Below are 22,196 nucleotides of genomic sequence, written 5' to 3' on the forward strand. Positions count from 1 at the left end.
GCGTGTGCTATCCCGCCGCATCAGGGAAAGCCGCGAAAGCCAAGCGTCTTTCCGCTGTTGCCAATGCGGCTTGCGCACCCATGCCGACCACAATGCTGCAATCAACATCCTGCGTCGGGACACGGCGTCTATGATCGTGGAGGAAGGGCAGCGGCTCTGCGTTGAAGCGATAACGATCGGCGGAGCTTCGCTCTGAACAAGTCGGCATAACGCTTGGGATAACGCATGCCTGCAATCGCTTCGGCTCTCGGCAGGCAACGAGAGCCGGTCGAGCCTTCCGAGCAACCGGGCGCCTTCAGGTTTTGAAGCGCGCCGCCTCTTCAGACCCACGCGTCGCGTCTCCGGCGCTGTAAGAGTGAGCACCGGCGCCGGCAAGTTTGCCGCCATCGACGATCAGATATTCCTCGCGGATCGGCTTGCCTTCGAACCAGCATTCGAGAATTTCCCGCGTGCCAGCGGCGTAGCGCGCCTGGGCGGAGAGCGACGAGCCGGAAATATGCGGCGTCATACCGTGATGCGGCATCGACCGCCAAGGATGGTCCTTCGGTGCGGGCTGCGGGAACCACACGTCGCCGGCATAACCGGCAAGCTGCCCGCTCTCGAGCGCCCGCGCGACGGCATCGCGATTGCAGATCTTGCCGCGCGCCGTGTTCACCAGGTAGGCGCCGCGTTTCATCTTGGCGATCATCGCTTCGTCGAAGAGGTTTTCCGTCTCCGGATGCAGCGGCGCGTTGATCGTGACGACATCGCAGACGGGCACCATCTCAGTTGGCGTCTTGTGGAAGGTAACGCCGAGCTCCTTCTCGACTGCATCGGGAAGCCGGTGGCGGTCGGTATAGTGCAGCTTGACGTCGAACGGTTTCAGCCGTCGAAGCACCGCGCTGCCGATCCGCCCGGCACCCACCGTGCCGATCTCCATACCCTCGATATCGTAAGAGCGCGCGACGCAGTCGGCGATGTTCCAGCCGCCTTTCACGACCCACTGGTAGGAGGGGATATAGTTTCGCGCGAGGCTGAGGATCATCATGACCACATGTTCGGATACGCTGATTGAGTTGCAGTAGGTCACCTCGGCGACGGTGATGCCGCGATCCATCGCGGCCTTGAGATCGACATGGTCGGAGCCGATGCCGGCGGTGATCGCCAGCTTGAGCTTGGCCGCCTTGGCGATCCGCTCGGCGGTCAGGTAGGCCGGCCAAAAAGGCTGCGAGATCACGATCTCGGCGTCGGCAAGCTCGCGTTCGAAGACGCTGCCGGGACCGTCCTTGTCCGAGGTCACGAGCAGGTTGTGCCCCTGGCTTTCGAGAAACTTCCTCAAGCCCAATTCGCCGGAGACGCTGCCCAACAGGGCGCCCGGCTGAAAATCGATGGCTTTCGGGGTGGGAAGCGTCTGGCCACCCATATAGTGTTCGAGTTTCGGCAGGCCATCCCGCGCATAGGCGCTCGGATATCCATCGACCGGATCGTCATAGAGGACGCAAACGACCTTTGCCATTTCCATCTCCCTTCATTTGAAACGAAGAGGGAGGGCCGCGAATTCTTCAGAGCTGCCGGTCAATGCGGACGAACAGCAGGGCAATGTGCTCTGTTGAATGATCTGTGGCCAGCAGGCTCGCTCGCAGCGCTCCCGCGTTCGTAATTGGCACCACTTTGGAAAGGTGGAGGAGCCGGACACGGTTTCAAGTAGCCGCCGGGAAGTCACCGCAATCCCCTTGCCCTCTGCCTCGTTCCCTCTATTCTGCCGGCAACGCCATAGGAGGCCACCATATGATCCTGCATTGCGTATTGCTGAGGCTGAAGGCTGCCATGACGGGCGAGGAGAAGCAGGCGTTGCTCGAATCGGTCGTCGCGCTGAAGCAGGTGATCCCGGGCATCCTCGATGTCAGATACGGCCCAAACGTCTCGCCCGAGGGGCTGCATGGCGGCTTTGTCGACGGCTTCGTGGTGACCTTCGAAAATGCCGAGGCGCGGGATGCCTATCTCGTGCATCCCGAGCATGTGGCCGTCGGCGAGCGCATCATCTCCTCGACGGATGGAGGCCTTGCCGGCCTCCTGGTCTTTGATTTCAATCTCTGAGGGAAGCCGCGGCGCCGATCAGCTCGACTTTGCCATCGCCGCGGCGATCTGATCGACATTGTAGCGGAACATCTTCTCGTAGGTCGGTGCCGGTCCCTTCGCATCCGAAAGCGATTCGACATAGAGCTCGCCGCCGGGTTGCGCACCTGTTGCCCTGGCGACCTGCCTGACGAGGCGGGGATCGTTCGAGTTTTCGAAGAAATAGCTCTTCACGTGCTCGGCCTTGATCTGCTCGATCAGCTTGGCGACGTCTGCGGCAGACGCCTCCGTTTCGGTTGACATGCCCAGCGGTGCTAGGAAGCTGACATTGTACTCGCGGCCGAAATAGCCGAAGGCGTCGTGGCTCGTCAGCACCTTGCGCCGGTCGTCCGGAATCGTGTCGAATTTGGAATGGGCATAGGCGTCAAGCGCGTCGAGCGTCTTCGTGTAGCGCTCGGCATTCGCCTTGAAGATGCCGGCATCCGCCGGATTAGCGGCCGATAGCGCCTTCTCGATATTGGCGACCCAGACCTTTACGTTGACCGGACTGTTCCAGACGTGGGGATCCGTGACGGTCTCGCCGTCCTCTTCCATCGTGCGGGTCTTGATGCCGTCGGAGACGGTGACCGGCGTTCCCTTGTAGCCGGAAGCGGAAATCAGCCGGTCCATCCAGCCCTCCAGGCCCTCGCCGCTGACGAAGGTCAGCTGCGCGGTCTTCAGATGCTTGGCGTCGGCAGGCGACGGCTCGAACTCATGGGGGTCGCCATTCGGGCCGACGAGGCTCGTGACGTTCACGTGGTCGCCGCCGACCTGGCTGACGACATCGGCAAGCACGGTAAAGGAGGCAACCACCTTCAGGGTTTCGGCGGAGGCTGGTACGGACGAAAAGGCGATCAGCGCGGGAAGGGCCGCGGAAAGAAGCAGTCTGCGGGAAATCATCGAAATCTCCTTGAGTTCAGCCCTTAAGATGCGGGCGGGGAAAGAGGCGCCGGGCAAGGCCCGACGGCGCGAAGAGGATGGAAAGCCCGTAGATTGCCGCCGCCGTCATGATGATGGTCGGACCGGAGGCGAGCTCAAGATGGTAGGAGGCGATGAGCCCGAGATAGCCGGAGAAGGTGGCGCTGATCACCGCGATCGCCATCATCGACGGCAGGCTGCGCGACCAGAGCTGCGCGATTGCCGCCGGCAGCATCATCAATCCGACGGCCATCAGCGTGCCGAGTGCCTGAAAGCTGGCGACGAGGTTGAGCACGACGAGCAGCAGGAAAAGCACATGATAGACCGGTCCCCGGCCGCCGACGGCTTTGAGGAACCCCGGGTCGAAGCACTCGGCCACCAGCGGCCGGTAGATCGCGGCGAGAACGACGAGCGTGATCGAGGTGATCGCGCCGATCTGGACGAGAGAAGGAGCGTCGATCGCCAGAATGGTGCCGAAGAGCACATGCAGCAGGTCGATATTCGATCCGCGCAGCGAAACGATCAGCACGCCGAGCGCCAGCGACGCGAGATAGAAACTTGCGAAACTGGCATCCTCCTGCAGGACCGTCGTCCGGCTGACGATGCCGGAAAGCAGTGCGACGGAGAGCCCGGCGATAAGGCCGCCGATGCCCATGGCGGTCAGCGACAGCGATCCCGCAACGAGGTAGCCGATCGCCGCACCCGGCAGCACGGCATGGCTCATCGCGTCGCCCATCAGGCTCATGCGCCGCAGCATCAGGAAGACGCCGATCGGGCCGGCGCCGAGGCCGAGGCAGAGGCAGGCGACGAGCGCGCGGCGCATGAAACCGTAATCCGCAAACGGCGCGAGGAAGATGTCGAAGGACGTCATGCCGCAGGCTCGCAGGCTCTCGCATCCTCGTCCCAGCGCTCGGCCATGGCGCGCGCCTTGAGAAGATTGGCGGGCGACATGACGTCGCCGGTCGGCCCCCAGCCGATCAGCTTCCGCGCGATCAACAGCGTCTGCGGGAAATGCGCCCGCACCTGGTCGAAGTCGTGAAGAACCGCAATGACGGTTCGCCCGTCGCCGTGCCAGCGCGCGACGATATCGAGCAGATCCTTTGTCGTGCGGGCGTCGATGGCTGTGAACGGCTCGTCGAGCAGGATGAGCTTGGCATCCTGCAGCAGCAACCGGGCAAAAAGTACGCGTTGGAACTGGCCGGCCGACAGTGAACCGATATGGCGTTTCTCGAAACCTTCGAGCCCGACTGCGGAAAGCGCTTCGCGAGCCTTGCCGGTCTCATGCGCCAAGACGCGCCGGAAGGCGCCGCTGCTACGCCAAGCGCCGAGCAGCACGGCGTCAAAGACCGAGATCGGAAAGCGCCGGTTGATTTCGGCCGCCTGCGGCAGGTAGCCGAAATCCGTGCGCTGCAGCCTATGGGAAATCCGCCCCTCGGCGGGCCGCAGCTCGCCCATAATGGCTTTCAGAAGCGTCGATTTACCTGCACCGTTCGGCCCCGCGATCGCCGTCAGGCTGCCTGCGAGAATGGAGCCGGAAACATGATGCACCGCTGGGTGACGATCATAGGCGACGGTCAGGTTGTCGAGGGTGATCAGCGCGTCGCTCATGGCAGGACGATCGCCCAATGAATCGCCGTCCAGAGTGCCCCGACGAGAACGAGCACGCAGGCGACGCGGGTCACAGCAGAGGGCAGGAGCAGGCCGGATGCGAAAGGCAGACTTTTCATAGGGTGCTTCTTAATGTAATAACATTACAAGTTATGTTATAACGAATATGGCAAATTGACGGCGGTGGCGAGCCCGCCGAAAACAAAAGGGCGCATACGAAACCGGCGACGCCCCCGAAGCTGTGGCAGGAGCCGTCGTGAAAGCCGCCGCTGATCCTGCGCCGAAAAGCCGATACACTGCGGGAAAACGGGCGGGCCAAGTCAGCCTCATGCGTCGTTTCCTGCCGGAATTCCCGGTCGACAAGAACCTACGAAATTACAATAATTTACCGATCTGAGGCGGCTGGGTTCGGCCGCCTCTCGACGCCTTCTCTGCCGCTCTCTCAGAGCTGCTCTATCATCGTGGCCGCACCTGAGATCGTGGCTTGGCCGGGGCTCTCCTCGACGTTCAGCGATTTCACGACGCCGTCTTCGACGAGCATCGAATAGCGCTTGGAGCGCACCCCGAGGCCGCCGGCGGAAAGGTCAGCGTCCAGGCCGAGCGCCTTGGTGAAGCCGGCGTTCCAGTCGGCGAGGAAGTGGATCTTGCCCATGCCGCCGGACTGCTCGGCCCAGGCGCCCATGACGTGCCAGTCGTTGACGGAGAGAACGGCGATATCGTCGACGCCCTTGGCGAGGATGGAATCGCGGTTTTCGAGATAGCCCGGCAGATGGTTCAGCGAGCAGGTCGGCGTGAAGGCGCCGGGTACGGCGAAAAGCACGACGCGCTTGCCTTTGAAGAGCTGATCCGTCGAAACCTCTACCGGTCCGTCGGCCGTCTTTTCCTTGAAAGTGGCGGCAGGAAGCTTATCGCCGATCGCGATGGTCATAGGGTTCTCCTTGATGTTTATGATTGCGGTGGGGGCAGCCGACTATAAAAGCCGGTCAGTCAAAGGCAAGCGGCGTCTCCATGGCGCGGCCGCCATCGATGATCAGAACGCTCCAGCTTTTGCGGGCGATTTCATAATTCTTCGGCAGCTTGTCGACGGCAATCGACGTTGAAAAATTCTTTCCGTCGCGCTTGCTCATCAGCTTCCTGGTGAAGACATATCCGTTTGGCCCCGTGAGGATCACCTCCGGCGCGGTGTCGCCGCCGTCGGGCAAGGCAACTTGCAGCCAGAGCTCTTTCATGTCCTCAGAGAACTTGTGGGAGATCACCTTGAACTGCGAAGACGGCTTTTCCGGCAGGGAGGCCTCGGCATTCTTGAGGATCGCTTCCTCTTCCGGCCGGGATTGATTGGCGGCAGCGATGGGAAGTGAGAATTCGGCCTGGAACGGAATGCAGATATCCTTGCAGATGCCGATGAACGCGCTCGCCTTCAGTTCGAGCGACCGGGAGGCGTTTTTCGCCGAGAAGGTCAGCGGCAGCGAAACCGGCGCGTCATAGGCGATGTCGTCTATCTTGCCGTCGACGAGATGTTTTGGCACGGGATAGCGGATTGCCGTCAGCGTGATGCCGCTTTCCCGCGCGACCGTGATCTGGGGCGGTATTCCGCTGTTGCCGGGCTCGCGCCAATAGGTGATCCAGCCGGGCTTCGGCTCGATCTGCAGCGCACCGCGCATCATGCCGTCGCGGCCGGGCGGCAGCGCGATCAGCCGCATCCGGCCGCCCTCATTGGCGATCCAGCCGCTCATCTCGGCGCGCGCCGGCTCAAACGATCCGGCCAGCGCGGCGGCGCAGATCGTGGCGTTCAGAAACTGGCGAAACTCGAGAAAAAAAATCGTCATGGAACAACGGTTTATCGAAAATCGCCTTTGCCTGCCAGAAGTTCGGCCATCTAATTCTTCATTTTCAGTTGATTGATCTGCGGCATTGCCCCATGTTTCTTTTATAGGGCTGTTGGTAACAGTCTGGCAGCAGGAGGAAGTATGTCCTTATCCACGCTGAAAAACAGGCGGGAACGCGGCTTTTTCGACGGGCAGTTCCTGATTGCCATGCCGGGCATGGAAGATAGCAACTTCTTCCGCACGGTCATCTATATCTGCGCCCATTCCGATGCCGGTGCCATGGGTTTCATCATCAACCGCGCCCAAAGCCTTACCTTCACGGACGTGCTGCTGCATCTCGAAATGGTCAACGACCAGGAGCCGATAGTCCTTCCGGAACATGCCCGGGACTTCCCGATCCAGACAGGCGGTCCCGTGGAAAGCGGCCGCGGTTTCGTGCTGCATTCCGATGATTATATCAGCGACTCCAGCATCCCGATCAGCGACGATATCTGCCTGACGGCGACGCTCGACATCGTCCGCGCGATTTCCAAGGGCGGCGGGCCGAAGAGGGCCACGATGATGCTCGGTTATTCCTCCTGGGGTGCCGGCCAGCTCGAAATGGAAGTTGCCAGCAACGGCTGGTTGACCTGCGCCGCCAATGAGGCGCTGATCTTCGACCGCAATCTGGACGACAAATACGAGCGCGCTCTCGCGGGCATGGGCATCACGGCCGCGATGCTTTCGGCCGAAGCCGGACATGCGTGATATCTAATCCAGGAACGATTTCGTTGACGTGACGTTTTCTTCCGGCAAGCGTGTCAGATGGCGCGCTGCCGAAATGCCTGTTGCGCGCCGCGCAGCAGGCATTTTGGTTCGTCACCATTCGTCGAGGTAATCATGAGGCTCTTCGCCTGCGACAATTGCGACCAGGTCGTCCACTTCGACAACCGCCATTGCGTCCGCTGCAATCATCGCCTGGGCTTCCTGCCGGATGACCTCTGCGTGCACTCGCTCGAGCCGCGCGATGAAATGCAGTGGCAGTTCGTCGCACGTCCGGAGCGCAGGATCCGCTTCTGCGCCAATGCCGGTCTCGATATCTGCAACTGGCTGCTTGCGGATGAGGACCCCCATGATTTTTGCATCGCCTGCCGCCACAACAGGCTGGTGCCGAACACCGGAACCCAGGACGGCATCGCCCGCTGGCGCCGCATCAGTCAGGCGCAGCGCCATCTGTTTTATTCGCTGCTGCGCTGGAACCTGCCTCACCCGGATCGCGAGGAAGATCCCGTCGGCGGCCTCGTTTTCGATTTCCTCGAAGATACGGTTCAGAACGACGGCAATATCCTCCCCGCGATGACCGGACATGAGGAGGGCCTGATCGCCATCCGTGCGGCGGAAGCAGATGACGCCACCCGCGAACAAGCGCGCACCATGATGAACGAGCCTTACCGCACGCTGCTCGGCCACTTCCGTCATGAGGCCGGCCACTTCGTCTGGAACAAGCTGGTGCGAGACAGGAATGGCTTAGATGCCTTCCGCGCCGTCTTCGCCGACGAACGACAGGATTACGGCGCAGCCCTTCAGAACCATTATGTAAACGGTCCGCCCTTCGGCTGGCAGGAGAGCTTCATCAGCGCCTATGCATCCTCACATCCGTGGGAAGATTTTGCCGAGTGCTTTGCGCACTACCTGCATATCGTTGATACGCTGGAAACGGCCCGCGCCTTCGGCATCGCCATCGATCCCCGCGGCCATGAGGAAATGGCCTCGGAAGTGGATTTCAATCCATACAGGGCGGAAAGCGCTGAACAGCTCGTCAGCGCCTGGGTTCCGCTCAGCGTCGCGATCAACGCCATTCAGCGCAGCATGGGCCAGCCGGACTCCTATCCCTTCGTGCTGTCGCGGGCTGTCGTCGCGAAGCTGGAATATCTGCACAAGCTCATTCAGGTTGCGTCTGCGATGTCGCGGAAGGCTGCCGCGTAGCCCCTCATCCACCTGCCAGCCTTCTACCCGACAGGAAGAAGGGGCATGCGGTTGACGCAGGGAGAGGACAGGGTGTTGGGTAGTCGCCAGCATTTATTTGGAGGGCCTAAGCCCGCTTCGTCAGTGGAAACCGTTCCTTCAGCAGGCGCAGCACGGAATCGGAGCCCATCGGCGGGCCGAAGAGGTAGCTTTGCCCGTAGCTGCAGCCCATCTTGGCGAGCTCGATGGCATCCTCGTTGGATTCGATGCCTTCGGCGACCACCTGCATCTCCAATTCGCGCGCCATGGAGATGACCGACCTTAGAATGGTTGCCTTTTTGTCGCTGTCATCGCGAACGAGCGCCTTGTCAAGCTTGATCGTGTCGAAGGGGAAGCGGGTAAGATAGGCCAGCGACGAGTAGCCCGTGCCGAAGTCGTCGAGCGCCAGTCCGAGGCCAGCTTCCTTGAGCTTCTGCAGCACGAGCCGTGCCTGTTCCGGATTTTCCATGACCATGGATTCCGTCAGCTCCAGCTTCAGGCGCGACGGCTCGCAATGAGTCTTCGAAAGAACCGAGCGCACGTCGTCATAAAGTTCGTTGTTGAGGAGCTGCACGCTCGACAGGTTGATCGAGACGAAGATCGGCAGCTCGCCGGTCTGGTTCTGCCAGGCCATCAGGTCGCTGGTCGCCTGTTCGAGCGCGAACATGCCGAGCGGACCGATGATGTCCGAGGCCTCGGCAATCGGGATGAATTCGGACGGCGGGATGTTGCCGCGCTTCGGATGCTCCCAGCGCATCAGCGCCTCGAAGCCGGCAATCTCGACATCCTCCAGCCGTGCGATCGGCTGGTAGACCATCGAGAGCTCCTTGCGCTCGATGGCGCGGCGGAGATCGGATTCGAGCTGCAGGCGGTCGGCGCCGAAATCGCGGAAGGCGGGGCGGAAGGGTTCGACGCGGTTGCCGCCGGCGCGCTTGGCGCGATACATGGCAAGCTCGGCATCGCTCAGCATTCCGGCTGCGTTTTCCTGCTGGTCTACCCAGGAGGCGAGACCGATCGAGGCCGTCAGAATAATTTCGCGATTGCCGAAATTGATCGGCACCATGATTGCCTTGCTGACGGCATCAGCAAAATCGGCGACCTTCGCTGGATCGCGCTCGGAAACGAGAATGAGACCGAACTGGTCGCCCGCAAGGCGCGCCAGCGTATCCTGCGGCTTCAGCAGACGACGCAGGCGGCGGGTCAGCGCGATCAGAATGTTGTCGCCGGCTGCGACGCCAAGCGAATCGTTCACCAGCTTGTAGCGGTCGATATCGATCACCATCACCGTCGGCCTGAGCGTTTCGCCGCCGGGCGCAAGCGCCAGCACCGATTGCAGGCGGTCGATGAAGAGCTGGCGGTTCGGCAGGCCAGTGAGATTGTCGTGCAGTGCATCATGCAGCAGCCGCTCGACGGAATTCTTCTGCTCGGTGACGTCTACGATCGTGCCGACGCAGCGGATGATCTCGCCGTTCGAGCCGAGCACGGGCCGCGCGCGGATCAGCAGCCAATGGAAATGCCCGTCCTCGGCGCGGATGCGGAACTCGTGGTTCAGCCGTCCGCGACGATGTTCGAGCAGCACGTCCAGCGTCGCGCGGAATCGGTCGCGGTCGTCCGGGTGAAGCCGCGGCAGCCAGTTGCGGGCTGCGCCATGCATGGTTCCCGGCGGCAAGCCCAGTTTGATGGAAACGTCCGGGATGGTGACGACGCGGTCGCGCGCCACGTCCCAGTCCCACACCATGTCGCCGGAGCCGGTCAGCGCCAGAGACTGGCGTTCGAGATCGGAAAACAGACCCTGCTGGAAGGCGCCGCCCGCAAAGGCGTGCTGCATCACCGTAAAACCGATCAGCAGAACGATGAGGACGAGGCCGCCGCCGAGCGCCGGCTGGATGATGTCGTTGTCGAGCCGGCCGGTCACGGTCAGCCAAGCCCCGAAAATCCACACCAGGATCAGCGCCCAGGCAGGCACCAGCAGAATGGCGCGGTCATAGCGGTTGAAGCCGAGATAGATGATGAGCACGATGCCCATCGTCGCCGTCAGCGCGAAGGAAAGCCGCGCAATACCGGAGGCGATCGACGGATCATAGATCGCGACACCGAAGAGCAAAGCCAGGCCGAGAACCCAGGCAAGCGTCGCATAGCCGAGATGCGTGTGCCAGCGGTTGAGGTTCAGATAGGTGAACAGGAAGATCACGAAGCTCGACGCCAGCGCCACTTCCGCGCAGGCGCGCCATATTCGTTGGTCCGCCGAGGCGACGCTGACGAGTTTGCCGAGGAAGCCGAAGTCGACGCAGATGTAGCCGAGCACCGCCCAGGCAAGTGCCGCCGTTGCCGGCAGCATCGAGGTTCCCTTGACTACGAAGAGGATCGTCAGGAACACGGCCAGAAGGCCGGCAATCCCGAGCACGATGCCGCGGTAGAGCGTGAAGGCGTTGATCGTGTCCTTGTAGGCGTCCGGCTCCCAAAGATAGATCTGCGGAAGGTCGGGCGTTGCAAGCTCGGCGACGAAGGTGATGACAGCGCCTGGATTCAGAGTGATGCGGAAGACGTCGGCCTCGTCGCTCGGCTGGCGGTCGAGCGCAAAGCCCTCGCTCGGCGTGATCGCCATGATGCGCTGCGAGCCGAGGTCCGGCCAGAAAAGCTTGGAATTCACGAGGCGGAAATGCGGAGCGACGATGACGCGCTCGAGCTGTTCTTCCGAGACGTTGGCGAGCGCAAAGACGGCCCAGTCGCCCTGGTGGTTTTCGGAGCTGGCACGCACCTCGATGCGCCGGCGGATGCCGTCTGCGCCTGCGGCCGTCGAGACCTGGAAGGCCTCGCCCTGATTGGCATAGATTTCCGTCGTCGCGGTCAAATCGAGCGCGGTGTCGTCGCGGGAAATTTTCACGGGTTCCGCCGCCTGCGCAACGCCTGCAGCCAATGCAAGCATCGACAGGAAAAGAGCTGCGATCACCGCGATCAATCGGCCGGACGGTGATTTAGGCAGCATGCGGTTCGTGGTCATCGGCTGTCGGTTTTCCTGCCTGTATCCGTATCGGTGGCAAGCAGTGAATACATCACGTGGTCATGCCACTGACCGTTTATTTTCAAGTATCCGCGCAGATAGCCCTCCCGCTGAAACCCGGCTTTCTCAAGCAGGCGAATGCTTCGTGCGTTCTCCGGAATACAGGCTGCCTCGATACGGTGCAACTCAAGCCCTGCGAAGATATAGGGTATAACCAACTGAAGTGCGGCGAACATATGGCCTTGGCCGGCATGCTTCTCGCCCATCCAGTAACCGATCATGCAGCTCTGCGCCGCGCCGCGGCGGATATAGCCGATCGTGATCCCGCCGAGCAGTTCCATGTCTGGTTTTAGGAACAGGAACAGCGGGATCGCCTGGCCGGACGCATATTCCTGCTTGCCGCGGATGACGCGGGCGCGATAGGCGCCCTCTGTCAACTCGTCGCGACGCCATGTCGGTTCCCAGGGCTCCAGGAACTTGCGGCTGGCGGAGCGCAGCTTGTGCCACTGGTTGAAATCCTGATAGCGCGGAAGTCTTAGCGCATAGCGGTCGTTCTCGAGCTCCACCGCCTCCGGCTGCCGCGACAGGAATCGAAAAACCGATTTTGGCATCGATCACTCCCGGCAGATGGAACGCGGCTCAGCGGCTTGCAGTTTTCGACTGCGGCAGGGGAGCGGACAGCGAGGCGACGATATCTTCCGTCGGTGCCAGTTGCTCCAGCGGGCCGATTGCCGAAAGCGTCGGCACAGTGTCGAAAAACAGTCGGCCGGCAAGGTCGGTGAGACGCTCGATGGTGATGCCCTCGAGCCGTTCCATCATTTCCTGATTGGAGATCGGGCCGCCGTAGAGCATCATCTGGCGGGCGATCTGGCCGGCACGGGCGGCAGGGCTTTCCTGTCCCATCAGAAGCTGTGCGCGGATCTGCGCGCGGGCACGCTCGATCTCCTTCTGCTCGATGAAGCCGGCCGACTTATGCAACTCGTCGATGATCACCGGTACGAGTTCGGGAAGGTTCTCGCCGCCGGTTGCGGCATGGATGCCGAAGATGCCGGTGTCGGAAAAGCCCCAGTGGAAGGCATAGATCGAATAGCAGAGGCCGCGGATTTCGCGCACTTCCTGGAAGAGGCGGGAGGACATGCCGCCGCCGAGGATGTTGGCAAGGATCTGCGAACAGTAGAAGTCGCGGGCATGATAGGCCTTGCCCTCGAAGCCGAGCAGGATCTGCGCGTCCATCAGGTCGCGCGTCTCGCGCACGCTGCCGCCGATATAGCGGGCGGTCTCGATGACCGGCTGCGCGCTCGGAGCGGTCGGCAGGCTCGCGAAGCGCTGTTCCACCATGCGCACAAATTCATCGTGATCGACTGCACCGGCGGCAACGATGAACATGCGATCGGTCGTATAGTTGCGGCCGAGATAGTTGCGGATCTGTTGCGGCGAGAAGGAGACGACGGTCTCCGGCGTGCCGAGGATGGCGCGGCCAAGCGTCTGGTTGCGATAGGCGGTCTCGGAAAACTTGTCGAAGACCACGTCGTCTGGCGTATCGTTCGCCGCATTTATCTCCTGCAAGATCACCTGCTTCTCGCGTTCGAGCTCGTCTTCCTCGAAGGCCGATTCGGTCAGAATGTCGGCGAGAATATCGACGGCGAGCGGCACGTAATCCTTCAGCACGCGGGCGTAGTAGGACGTCGTTTCGGTCGAGGTGGCCGCGTTCACTTCGCCGCCCACGTCCTCGATTTCCTCGGCGATGTCGCGGGCCGAGCGGCGTGCGGTACCCTTGAAAGCCATGTGTTCGAGCAGGTGGGCTATGCCATGCTCGTCTTCCGTTTCGTTGCGCGAACCCGATTTGATCCAGACGCCCAGAGCGACGCTTTCAAGATGCGGCATGGTCTGGGTTACTACTGTCAGCCCGGATTTGAGCCGGGTGCACTCAACTGTCATTGGCTATCTTTCTGCGCCTGCCGCATCACGTCCGGGCGTGCTTGCCGATAAAACCTTCAACGGCCTTAAGTTCCGGATCGACGACTTGGAAGCGCTCCTCCTTAAGCATCAGTCCAGCAAGCCACGTCGGAAGCGCCGGGTCAATACCGGAGGCGGATTTTACCGCGGCGGGGAATTTTGCCGGGTGCGCGGTCGCAAGCGTCACCATCGGCGTGTTCGGCTTGTCGTGCTTGGCGGCAACGAATACGCCGATTGCCGAGTGCGGGTCGAGAAGATAGCCTGTTTCGGCGTAGGTATTCTTGATCGTCTGCGCCACCTGCTTCTCGCTGGCGCGGCCCGCGCGGAAGTCCTTCTTGATGGCGGCAAGCGCTTTCGGCGCGATCTCGAAGCCATCCGATTGCTTCAGGCTGTCCATCGCATGGCGCACCTTGGAAGCGTCCCGATCATAGGCTTCGAAAAGCAGGCGCTCGAAATTCGAGGAAATCTGAATGTCCATCGACGGCGAGGTCGTCGCCTTGACCTGCTTCATGTCGTAGCGGCCGGTCTTCATCGTGCGGGCGAGGATGTCGTTCTCGTTGGTCGCGATTACCAGCTTGCCGATCGGCAGGCCCATGCGTTTGGCCGCGTAGCCTGCGAAAATGTCGCCGAAATTGCCGGTCGGTACCGTAAACGAAATCTTACGATCAGGCCCGCCGAGTGTGATCGCCGTCGTGAAGTAATAGACGATCTGGGCCATAATGCGCGCCCAGTTGATCGAGTTGACACCGGAAAGGCGAACCTTGTCGCGGAAGGCGGCGTCGTTGAACATCGCTTTGACGAGGTTTTGGCAGTCGTCGAAATTGCCCTTGACCGCCAGCGCGTGGACATTGGGGGCCGTCGAGGTCGTCATTTGCCGCTGCTGCACCGGCGAGACCTTGCCGTGCGGGAAGAGGATGAAAATATCGGTGCGCTCGCGGCCGGCGAAGGCGTCGATGGCCGCACCGCCCGTATCGCCCGACGTTGCTCCAACGATCGTCGCGCGCTCGCCGCGCTTTTCCAGCGCATAGTCCATCAGGCGTGCCAGAAGCTGCATCGCCACGTCCTTGAAGGCGAGCGTGGTGCCGTGGAAAAGCTCCATGACGAAGCTGTTCGGTCCCGTCTGGACGAGCGGGGCGATCGCCGGATGGCGGAAGGTGCCATAGGCCTCGTCGATCATCGCCCGAAATGTGGCGGCGGGGATTTCGTCGTTCATAAAGGGCGATAGGATCGCAAACGCGATCTCCTGGTAGCTCTTGCCGCGCAGCGCCCGGATTTCCTTCTTGGAGAAATGTGGCCATTGCCGCGGGACATAGAGGCCGCCGTCGCGCGCAAGACCCGTCAGCAACGCATCGCAAAAGCCGAGAGATGGGGCCTCGCCGCGGGTCGAGATATAGTCCACGTTCTTCATCCTTGACGTTATGGCCGGAGGAAATCCGGATAGAGGATCCAGGCGCCGAAGTTGCAGCAGATCGAAATGTGCGTCAAAACGGTGCTTACCCAATCGATTTTTCTTTGCGCCGCTGATATAGACCATCGCAAACTGTCATGAAAGGCCCTGCAAGCAAGACTTCGGGCCTGCCAGAAACTTTGTAAGAGGGTGGAATAATCGTGTTCGGCAAAGTCTCGCGCCTCATCGTTTCCGTATCGGTTGCCGCTCTGCTTGCAAGCTGCAATTCCCTGGGCGTCGGCGGTGAAAGCAAGTCCGCCGAAGCGCCGGCTCAGCCGAACGGCAATGCCCAGATCATGCCGCTTGCGCCCGCCAATCCGTCTTCCAGCGACAAGCCGATCGGCACCGCGACCAACGTCCAAGGTACCGCGCAGCCGGTCGTGCAGGGCTCCTGCCCGCAGATTTTCATGAAGGATCAGGACGCGATCTTCCGCACCTATGCCAAGGGCAAGACGGGTGACAACAGCCAGATCGTCCATCAGGCGGCAATCGGGGACTACACGCGTCAGTGCACGCTGAACGAACAGAACCTGACGATGACTGTCGTGGCGCAGATCCGCCTGATCGCCGGCCCGGCCGGCGGCCCCGGCCGCGTCACGCTGCCGGTCCGGATCACCGCCTTCGACGGGCAGGATGTGGTCACTTCGGAAGTGGTTCCGTTTACTGCCGAAATTCCGGCAGGGCAGACGGCCGCTCAGGTTCTCTTCCGCAAGGACGGCTTCAAGCTGCCCGTCGGCTCCGGCGCGCTGGTTCGCGTCAATATCGGTTTCGATCAGGGCCCGGCCGCGAAGACCAAGAAGAGCAGCTAAGAGCCGGCCTGTCCCTGTTTTAGAGGACGCCAGCCCATTCCGAAAGAGCATCAACGACGCCCGGCAGATCCTTCATCCGCGAGATGACCGTCTCCGCGCCGGCATCCGTCAGGCGGTCGGCGTGCGAGGAATAGGTATGCGATGCGCCGGTGAAGCCGATGACGCGCATGCCGGCATCGCGTGCCGCATGGATGCCATGGACAGAATCTTCCACGACGACCGTCTTCGACGGCGAGACTCCCATCGTCTCGGCGCCATGCAGGAAGATGTCGGGCTTCGGCTTGACGCGATCCGGCCCGAGATCTTTTGCGGAAAAGATGTTTGGAGCAAATAGCTTCTTCAGTCCCACCTTGCCGAGCATCATGTCGAGCCGGTGCGCGCTGGAATTCGAGCAGACGCAACGCTTCAGATCAAGACGCGAGATGGCGAACTCGACGCCGGCAATGGCCTGCACGTCCCGTTCGAGGCGCAGGTCGAGCAGCTTTTCGGATTTGTCGAGCAGCGAGGCGGAAAGCGGAATGCTCGCTTCGCGCTCCACCTGCAGAAGAATGTTCTTCCAGGTCATGCCTGCGAAGCGCTCCGCCATCTCTTCGACGCTGATCGGATAGCCTGCGTCGGTCAGAAGCTTGGACTCCACATCCGCCGCTATGATTTCGGAATCGACTAGAACGCCGTCGCAGTCGAAGATAATGAGGTCGAAGCCGTCCATGAACTCTCAAGCCTTGTTGGGGGATGATGCGACTTACACGATGGCCGTCGAAAGCTCAACCGGCACGCCGGCATGGCTGGAATGCGCCGCGCGGGCGGCTTGCGGCTGACGTTTGGCGGCTCAGGCTTCCAGCGGAAAGAGCGACAGGAACTTCTGCTCGCCTTCGGGCGAAAAGATCACCGAGCGGCTTCCCGCGGTCCGCCGCGCCCAGCCCTTGTCGAAGAAAGTCGAAAGCAGCGCCTTGCCGAGACTGCCGGCCAGATGCGCGCGGCGCTCGCTCCAGTCGAGGCAAGAGCGGCAGAGCGGGCGGCGGGACGATTTGAGGCCGGGGACATCTATGCCGATACATTGCAGCCGGCTCTCGCCTTGAGGCGTGACCGACAATCCTTCGCCGATTGCGTCGATCGCACCCGTTGCCACGAGACTATCGAGCATGCGCACGCCGTAATCGCCGGCCAGATGGTCGTAGCAGATGCGCGCCTTGCGCAGCGCCGGTTCCTTCGGACCCGGCCGGTGGCGCAAATGTCCGCGGCTGGCGGCGAAACCCATCATGCTCTCGATCAGCAGGGCGGTTGCTTCGTCGGCGAGTGTGAAATAGCGGTGGCGGCCCTGCTTTCGCTGGGTAAGCAGGCCGCCGGTTTGGAGCTTGGCAAGATGCGTGCTCGCCGTCTGCAGGGTGATGCCACCCACTGCCGCAAGCTCGGTCGCCGTCAAGGCCCGGCCGCCCGACAGCGCAGCCAGCATGTTGGCGCGGGCAGGATCGCCGATCAGCGCTCCGACCTGGGCAATATCCGGTCCTTCTCTCATACTTCGATCGTAACCGAAGCATTGTCGTTACACAATGTGCGAAAACGCCTTTCACACGAAAAGGAGAGAAGTGATGCTGACCTGCTTCATCCGCTACGAGATCGACCCGTTCAAGAAGGATGCCTTTATCGAGTATGCCCGCGCCTGGGGGCAGGCGATACCGCGCAACGGTGCCGATCTCCTCGGATATTTCGGCCCCCACGAGGGGTCCGCGACGACCGCCTACGGCGTCTACAATATTGAAACCCTCGCCGCCTATGAGGACTATCGCGCCCGCCTCGCAGCCGATCCGCTCGGCAAGGAGAACTACGAATTCGCCAAACGCGGGCGCTTCATCCTGAAGGAAGACCGCATCTTCCTGAAGAACGTGTCCCTCCCTCATTCTCCTCTGGTGCTGCCATGATCGCCGTCATCTTCGAAGTCGTGCCTTATATGGGCGAACGCCACAAATACCTTGACCTTGCCTCCGACCTGCGCGCCGAACTGGAAAAGATTGACGGCTTCATTTCCATCGAACGCTTCGAGAGCCTGACGATGCGCGGCAAGCTGCTGTCGCTATCCTTCTGGCGTGACGAGGAGGCGGTCAAAGAGTGGCGCAATCTCGAAGCCCACCGCGCCGCGCAGAAGGCCGGCCGCAACGGCATCTTCGCCGATTACCGCCTGCGCATCGGCCATGTGGTTCGAGACTACGGCATGTTCGAGCGGGCAGAAACGCCGGTCGATAGCCGGCAGGTGCACACGGCTTAGTCTTTATCCACCTGCCTTTCAACGATCCGGATTTCGGGACGTTGATCCACGATGACGCCCCAGATGATTCTGCCGAAAAGGCATGATGCTCGTGCCTCAGCATGTTTCCGATCGACTTGGCGCTGGGCCTGGGCAATTTCCGGCCGCGCGTTCTTGAGATCATCCGAATGCCGCGGCTGGCTTTCGAGATGATCTCCATGGCCCGCGCCAGAGCGAGAGGCAGGATTGTCGTTCCGGCAGTCGGCGAACGGCTTGCCGGCGATTGCCGTCTCGATGATGGCGATTGCCCGAAGAATGTCATGTAGACGTCTAGCGCGGCGGCGACCTTACTTCCGCGTCCCTGCATTTATTTCCCGAAATCATCCACCGGTTCAGGCTTTGGTAACCAACTTGAGTAACCATAACGGCGAGTAAAAGCGTAATGTGTATAAGCGAGTATCCATATGGCGTCAGTTTTTCCGCTTGCCGATCTCAAGACCTCCGCAACACCGGGTTCTTGGATCGACACGATCATCAAGGGTGACTGTGTTGCAGCCCTCGAAGCTTTGCCGACCAATTCCGTCGATGTCATATTCGCTGACCCTCCGTACAATCTCCAGCTCGGTGGCACGCTTCACCGTCCGGACCAGTCGCTTGTCGATGCCGTCGATGACGCGTGGGATCACTTTGCATCCTTCGAAGCCTACGACGCTTTCACCCGTGCTTGGCTGCTTGCCTGCCGCCGCGTGCTGAAGCCTACCGGGACGATCTGGATCATCGGCTCCTATCACAACATCTTCCGGGTCGGCGCGACCCTGCAGGACCTGAACTTCTGGATTCTCAACGACATCATCTGGCGCAAGACCAACCCGATGCCGAACTTCAAGGGCCGCCGCTTCCAGAATGCCCATGAGACGATGATCTGGGCGAGCCCGGACGCGAAGGCCAAGAGCTATACCTTCAACTACGATGCGATGAAGGCTGCCAACGACGACGTGCAGATGCGCTCCGACTGGTTGTTCCCGATCTGCAGCGGTGGTGAACGGCTAAAGGGCGACGATGGCAAGAAAGTTCATCCGACGCAGAAGCCGGAGGCGCTGCTCGCCCGTGTCATCATGGCGTCGTCGAAACCCGGCGACATCATCCTCGATCCGTTCTTCGGCTCCGGCACCACCGGCGCTGTCGCCAAGCGCCTCGGCCGCCACTTCGTCGGCATCGAGCGCGAGCAGGACTATATCGATGCGGCCTCTGCCCGCATTGCCGCCGTCGAGCCGCTCGGCAAGGCAGAGCTGACTGTCATGACCGGCAAGAAGCAGGAGGTTCGCGTCGCCTTCAATGCACTTTTGGAAAGCGGCCTCATCAAACCCGGCCAGGTGCTGACTGATGCCCGCCGCCGCTACAGTGCGATCGTCCGCGCAGACGGCACGGTTGCCTCCGGCGGCGAGGCTGGTTCGATTCATCGTCTCGGCGCGAAAGTGCAGGGGCTCGATGCATGCAACGGATGGACATTCTGGCACTTCGACGACGGGCAATCCCTGCGCCCCATCGACGATTTGCGGTCTGTGATCCGCAGTGATCTGGCGAAGGCGGAATGAGCAGCGGCCTGACCTGATCGAGACTACCTTCTTCCGGTTTTTGTACCTCCAGTTGCGGAAGAAGGCCTACGGCGCCCGGGATCAACACCCCGGGCGCCTTTCTGTTCAACGCCAGTCCGTCACCTTGCCCTTACGCCATAGTCGGCAAGATCGCTGCGCAACTTGTCGGCACCGGTGAAAAGCACGGCATTCCATCCTGCCGCCCTTGCGCCTTCGACATTCGCAGGCGCGTCGTCGACGAAGATCGTCGCCGCCGGCTCGAGGCTGAAGCTCCTCGTATGCGTTTCATAGATCGCGATATCCGGCTTGATTAACCCTACATCGCCGGAAACGGTGACGCCGCGCGGTTTCGTCAGGAAGGAAAAGCGCTTCTGCGCCTCGCGGAACGTATCGGATGCGAAGTTCGTCAGCATTGTGACATCGCGGCCCTCCGCAATCAGCGCTTCCATGATCGCGACGCTGTCCTCGTAGGCATGCGGAACCATTTCGTGCCAGTACTTGCGGAAGGCGCGGATATGCTCTTCCCGCGTCGGATGGGCTTCGATCAGGAGCGCTTCGGCATCCGCCCAGGTGCGTCCGCGGTCCTGCTCGACGTTCCAATCATGGGTGCAGACGTTGTCGAAAAACCACTTGCGTTCGGCCGCGTCGGGAATGAGGCGGCTGTAGGGAATATTCGGATCGTAGTGGATAAGAACTTTGCCAATATCAAAAACGATGTGATGGATTGATGCAGTCATATATCATCCCTTGGGCATTGCAAACACACGAGGAATAGCGGTGGCGATCGCTTTTTTCATGATCGTCGGCAGTGCCTGCGCTTCAAGATTTGTAACCGGCTCCCACCATTTGTCATCATGCTGAATTCTCGATGGGATCGCGGCGCGGTAGATCGAAAGCCGGAGTTCGAAATGCGTGAAGACATGGGTGACGCTGCCGCATGGTTCCCATTGTGCCGGGAAGGGCGCTGCATCCGCGGAAGTTTCCCCATCCGCCCGCGATGTCCAAGCGGTCGTCGGCACCTCCGTCATGCCGCCGAGCAGCCCGCTTGCGATCCGCCGCCGCAGGAGGATTTCGCCGTCAGCGGTCACGGCGACGAAAGCTGCACCGCGCCGGACCGGCCTTTCCTTCTTTGCCGCCTTCACCGGAAACTGCTCGGGATCATGCAGGCGAAGCGCCTCGCACGATCCCCTGAACGGACAGAGCGAACACGCCGGCCGTTTCGGCGTACAGATGGTTGCGCCGAGATCCATCATCGCCTGCGCGAAATCGCCGGGTCTGTCGGCTGGCGTCAACAGCGCCACCTTCTGCTTCATCAGCGTCTTGCCGGCCGGAAGCGGAGTCGAAATCGCGTAGAGCCTGGAGATCACACGCTCGACATTGCCGTCCATGACGGCAGCCTGCCTGTTGAAGGCGATCGCCGCGAGCGCCGCTGCCGTATAGTCGCCGATGCCCGGCAGCGATTTCAGGCCGTCCTCCGTATCCGGAAAGACGCCGTCATGTTGCGTGGCGACCGCTTCTGCGCATTTCTTGAGATTGCGGGCGCGGGCGTAGTAGCCGAGCCCTGCCCAAGCTGCCATGACATCGTCGTTCGGCGCCTCGGCGAGGTCGCGAACCGTTGGCCAGCGCGCCAGGAAATTGGCAAAATAGGGCTTCACGGCCTGCACGGTCGTTTGCTGCAGCATGACCTCCGAAAGCCAGACGCGATAGGGATCGGCCCTCACGCCACGCGCCGCCATCGGCGGGGAGACGCGCCAGGGCAGGTCGCGGTGATGCCGGTCGTACCAGTCGAGAATAGGCGTTGCGGAAGGGGCGTCGAGTGTCGTTGATGTCATCATTTGCCGCGGGACGGGGAAGTGCCTTATACTTGGCGGAGCAATGCTGCGCGATCAAGGTGGTAGCGCCGATTGGCGACGGCATCCGAAGGTTTCGATGAGTTATCCACGTAAAGCTGAAAAGCAGATATCCGAACTGGCGAACGGCCTGATCGACCCGGTGCTTGCAAAACGGGCCGGCATCAACACCGCGCTGCTCGGTTCCTGGGATGAAATTGCCGGCGAGGATTTCGCCGACTGCACACGTCCGGAAAAGATCGCCTGGTCGCGTGGCTATGAAGTCGACACCTATAAACCCGGCGTCCTGACGATTGCCTGCGAAGGCGCGCGCGCTCTGTTTTTGACGCACGCGCAGGGCGAGCTCATCCAGCGCATCAACAGTTTCTTCGGCTTTGCTGCCGTCCACCAGATCCGCATCGTCCAGAAGCCCGTTTCGCAAGCGGTAAAGCGCTCCCGCACTCCGCCGCCACTGAAGGGCGAGGCTGCCCGAAAGCTTGAAGACATGATGGAAGGCATCGAGGGCGACAAGCTGCGCGAGGCGGTGAAGCGGCTGGGCACTGCGGTGCTGGGGAAGCGGAGCAGATAACGCACTTTGAAAAAACGTCTTCGTTCGCATTCTCCTATTCGAGAAACGGGTCCTCATGGTGACCAACTTCGACAGGGCGATCTTCGCAGCGAATGCACCAGAGGTGAAGATGATCGTCTTCGCCGTCGCATTCGATCAATTCGGCCCCGAAGTCGCGACACAGCTTGGCGAAGATGCGCCGCAGGTGGCGGATTGCCGGTACTGACAGAACGTCGCGGGCGGTATTTCGTGACGAAGACCAAATGACCATGGAGCCTGCCGCTTTTTGCCAAAACTGAAATTGCGGATGCGGCTCGCAA

26 protein-coding genes are annotated in these 22,196 nt (G+C 61.4%); 10 read left to right on the plus strand and 16 right to left on the minus strand.

Translation table 11 applies throughout. The annotated features are described in order from the left end of the window. Nucleotides 1-4: 4 nt before the first annotated feature. A complete protein-coding gene (locus RGR602_RS35330) occupies nucleotides 5-196 on the plus strand; it encodes a zinc ribbon domain-containing protein (RefSeq protein WP_170250146.1) in 192 nt (63 codons plus the stop codon). 99 nt (nucleotides 197-295) lie between these two features. Here RGR602_RS35330 and RGR602_RS05030 read toward each other — a convergent pair whose 3' ends face one another. After that, nucleotides 296-1,495 (minus strand): NAD-dependent formate dehydrogenase, encoded by a 1,200-nt coding sequence (locus RGR602_RS05030; protein WP_039844202.1) that lies wholly within the window; start codon nucleotides 1,493-1,495, stop codon nucleotides 296-298. Between the two features lie 272 nt (nucleotides 1,496-1,767). Here RGR602_RS05030 and RGR602_RS05035 point away from each other — a divergent pair, with 272 nt between their 5' ends. Continuing rightward, the gene (locus RGR602_RS05035) at nucleotides 1,768-2,076 is read left to right on the plus strand and encodes a Dabb family protein (protein WP_039844203.1); all 309 of its coding nucleotides are present in this window, start codon (nucleotides 1,768-1,770) and stop codon (nucleotides 2,074-2,076) included. A gap of 18 nt (nucleotides 2,077-2,094) precedes the next feature. On the opposite strand, the gene RGR602_RS05040 is transcribed toward RGR602_RS05035, so the two are convergent. The 6 genes from RGR602_RS05040 to RGR602_RS05060 form a co-directional block, all read right to left on the minus strand. Further along, nucleotides 2,095-2,994 carry a metal ABC transporter substrate-binding protein gene (locus RGR602_RS05040; protein WP_039844204.1) on the minus strand — a complete coding sequence of 300 codons (900 nt, stop codon included), beginning with the start codon at nucleotides 2,992-2,994 and terminating at the stop codon, nucleotides 2,095-2,097. A 16-nt stretch (nucleotides 2,995-3,010) separates the two neighbouring features. Beyond that, nucleotides 3,011-3,883: a metal ABC transporter permease gene (locus RGR602_RS05045; RefSeq protein ID WP_039844205.1), complete on the minus strand. Its 873-nt coding sequence runs from the start codon at nucleotides 3,881-3,883 to the stop codon at nucleotides 3,011-3,013. Next, a complete protein-coding gene (locus RGR602_RS05050) occupies nucleotides 3,880-4,620 on the minus strand; it encodes a metal ABC transporter ATP-binding protein (protein WP_039844206.1) in 741 nt (246 codons plus the stop codon). Before RGR602_RS05050 ends, RGR602_RS05045 begins: the two co-directional genes overlap by 4 nt. Next, nucleotides 4,617-4,739 carry a hypothetical protein gene (locus RGR602_RS39165; RefSeq protein ID WP_267285091.1) on the minus strand — a complete coding sequence of 41 codons (123 nt, stop codon included), beginning with the start codon at nucleotides 4,737-4,739 and terminating at the stop codon, nucleotides 4,617-4,619. The genes RGR602_RS05050 and RGR602_RS39165 overlap by 4 nt, the downstream gene beginning before the upstream one ends. A gap of 323 nt (nucleotides 4,740-5,062) precedes the next feature. Beyond that, the gene (locus RGR602_RS05055) at nucleotides 5,063-5,548 is read right to left on the minus strand and encodes a peroxiredoxin (protein WP_039844207.1); all 486 of its coding nucleotides are present in this window, start codon (nucleotides 5,546-5,548) and stop codon (nucleotides 5,063-5,065) included. Between the two features lie 55 nt (nucleotides 5,549-5,603). Beyond that, nucleotides 5,604-6,446 (minus strand): protein-disulfide reductase DsbD domain-containing protein, encoded by an 843-nt coding sequence (locus tag RGR602_RS05060; protein ID WP_082046493.1) that lies wholly within the window; start codon nucleotides 6,444-6,446, stop codon nucleotides 5,604-5,606. A gap of 141 nt (nucleotides 6,447-6,587) precedes the next feature. Between RGR602_RS05060 and RGR602_RS05065 the strand changes: the two genes are divergently transcribed. Both RGR602_RS05065 and RGR602_RS05070 read left to right on the plus strand, forming a co-directional pair. After that, nucleotides 6,588-7,193, plus strand: a complete 606-nt coding sequence (locus RGR602_RS05065) for a YqgE/AlgH family protein (protein ID WP_039844208.1) — start codon at nucleotides 6,588-6,590, stop codon at nucleotides 7,191-7,193. 132 nt (nucleotides 7,194-7,325) lie between these two features. After that, nucleotides 7,326-8,411: a zinc-binding metallopeptidase family protein gene (locus tag RGR602_RS05070; protein WP_039844209.1), complete on the plus strand. Its 1,086-nt coding sequence runs from the start codon at nucleotides 7,326-7,328 to the stop codon at nucleotides 8,409-8,411. A 106-nt stretch (nucleotides 8,412-8,517) separates the two neighbouring features. Here the strand turns inward: RGR602_RS05070 and RGR602_RS05075 are convergent, their stop codons facing one another. Genes RGR602_RS05075 through thrC form a run of 4 tightly spaced genes read right to left on the minus strand, consistent with a single transcriptional unit; the run spans nucleotide 8,518 to nucleotide 14,785 of the window. Then, nucleotides 8,518-11,430, minus strand: coding sequence for a sensor domain-containing phosphodiesterase (locus RGR602_RS05075; RefSeq protein ID WP_039844210.1), 2,913 nt, complete (start codon nucleotides 11,428-11,430; stop codon nucleotides 8,518-8,520). Continuing rightward, nucleotides 11,427-12,041, minus strand: coding sequence for a GNAT family N-acetyltransferase (locus RGR602_RS05080; protein ID WP_022716447.1), 615 nt, complete (start codon nucleotides 12,039-12,041; stop codon nucleotides 11,427-11,429). The genes RGR602_RS05075 and RGR602_RS05080 overlap by 4 nt, the downstream gene beginning before the upstream one ends. A 28-nt stretch (nucleotides 12,042-12,069) precedes the next feature. Further along, nucleotides 12,070-13,368 (minus strand): M16 family metallopeptidase, encoded by a 1,299-nt coding sequence (locus RGR602_RS05085; RefSeq protein WP_039844211.1) that lies wholly within the window; start codon nucleotides 13,366-13,368, stop codon nucleotides 12,070-12,072. 25 nt (nucleotides 13,369-13,393) lie between these two features. Next, nucleotides 13,394-14,785 carry a threonine synthase gene (gene thrC, locus RGR602_RS05090; protein ID WP_407692039.1) on the minus strand — a complete coding sequence of 464 codons (1,392 nt, stop codon included), beginning with the start codon at nucleotides 14,783-14,785 and terminating at the stop codon, nucleotides 13,394-13,396. A 206-nt stretch (nucleotides 14,786-14,991) separates the two neighbouring features. Between thrC and RGR602_RS05095 the strand changes: the two genes are divergently transcribed. After that, entirely contained in the window at nucleotides 14,992-15,642 is a 651-nt protein-coding gene (locus RGR602_RS05095; protein ID WP_170250151.1) for a hypothetical protein, read from the plus strand. Nucleotides 15,643-15,661: 19 nt separating this feature from the next. Here RGR602_RS05095 and RGR602_RS05100 read toward each other — a convergent pair whose 3' ends face one another. Together RGR602_RS05100 and RGR602_RS05105 are read right to left on the minus strand one after the other, a co-directional pair. Then, entirely contained in the window at nucleotides 15,662-16,351 is a 690-nt protein-coding gene (locus RGR602_RS05100) for an HAD family hydrolase (protein ID WP_039844213.1), read from the minus strand. 120 nt (nucleotides 16,352-16,471) lie between these two features. Further along, nucleotides 16,472-17,158: an ArsR/SmtB family transcription factor gene (locus RGR602_RS05105; protein ID WP_039844214.1), complete on the minus strand. Its 687-nt coding sequence runs from the start codon at nucleotides 17,156-17,158 to the stop codon at nucleotides 16,472-16,474. 73 nt (nucleotides 17,159-17,231) lie between these two features. On the opposite strand from RGR602_RS05105, the gene RGR602_RS05110 reads away from it, so the two are divergent. From RGR602_RS05110 to RGR602_RS05125, 4 genes are all read left to right on the plus strand, one after another. Next, the gene (locus tag RGR602_RS05110; protein ID WP_039844215.1) at nucleotides 17,232-17,561 is read left to right on the plus strand and encodes an NIPSNAP family protein; all 330 of its coding nucleotides are present in this window, start codon (nucleotides 17,232-17,234) and stop codon (nucleotides 17,559-17,561) included. Further along, the gene (locus RGR602_RS05115; RefSeq protein ID WP_039844216.1) at nucleotides 17,558-17,905 is read left to right on the plus strand and encodes an antibiotic biosynthesis monooxygenase family protein; all 348 of its coding nucleotides are present in this window, start codon (nucleotides 17,558-17,560) and stop codon (nucleotides 17,903-17,905) included. Before RGR602_RS05110 ends, RGR602_RS05115 begins: the two co-directional genes overlap by 4 nt. A gap of 101 nt (nucleotides 17,906-18,006) precedes the next feature. Continuing rightward, nucleotides 18,007-18,210 (plus strand): hypothetical protein, encoded by a 204-nt coding sequence (locus tag RGR602_RS05120; protein WP_039844217.1) that lies wholly within the window; start codon nucleotides 18,007-18,009, stop codon nucleotides 18,208-18,210. Nucleotides 18,211-18,348: 138 nt separating this feature from the next. Further along, nucleotides 18,349-19,479, plus strand: coding sequence for a site-specific DNA-methyltransferase (locus tag RGR602_RS05125; protein ID WP_039844218.1), 1,131 nt, complete (start codon nucleotides 18,349-18,351; stop codon nucleotides 19,477-19,479). Between the two features lie 119 nt (nucleotides 19,480-19,598). Here the strand turns inward: RGR602_RS05125 and RGR602_RS05130 are convergent, their stop codons facing one another. Together RGR602_RS05130 and mutY are read right to left on the minus strand one after the other, a co-directional pair. Next, nucleotides 19,599-20,216, minus strand: a complete 618-nt coding sequence (locus RGR602_RS05130) for an HAD family hydrolase (RefSeq protein WP_039844219.1) — start codon at nucleotides 20,214-20,216, stop codon at nucleotides 19,599-19,601. 3 nt (nucleotides 20,217-20,219) lie between these two features. Beyond that, complete coding sequence (gene mutY, locus RGR602_RS05135; RefSeq protein WP_039844220.1) at nucleotides 20,220-21,311, minus strand: A/G-specific adenine glycosylase; 1,092 nt, start codon at nucleotides 21,309-21,311, stop codon at nucleotides 20,220-20,222. A gap of 97 nt (nucleotides 21,312-21,408) precedes the next feature. Between mutY and RGR602_RS05140 the strand changes: the two genes are divergently transcribed. Next, nucleotides 21,409-21,897, plus strand: coding sequence for a DUF721 domain-containing protein (locus RGR602_RS05140; RefSeq protein ID WP_039846660.1), 489 nt, complete (start codon nucleotides 21,409-21,411; stop codon nucleotides 21,895-21,897). Nucleotides 21,898-21,931: 34 nt separating this feature from the next. On the opposite strand, the gene RGR602_RS39615 is transcribed toward RGR602_RS05140, so the two are convergent. After that, nucleotides 21,932-22,147, minus strand: coding sequence for a transposase (locus tag RGR602_RS39615; RefSeq protein WP_203226186.1), 216 nt, complete (start codon nucleotides 22,145-22,147; stop codon nucleotides 21,932-21,934). Between the last annotated feature and the right edge of the window lie 49 nt (nucleotides 22,148-22,196).

The organism is Rhizobium gallicum bv. gallicum R602sp (genome assembly GCF_000816845.1).
GTDB classification, from domain to species: Bacteria; Pseudomonadota; Alphaproteobacteria; order Rhizobiales; family Rhizobiaceae; genus Rhizobium; species Rhizobium gallicum.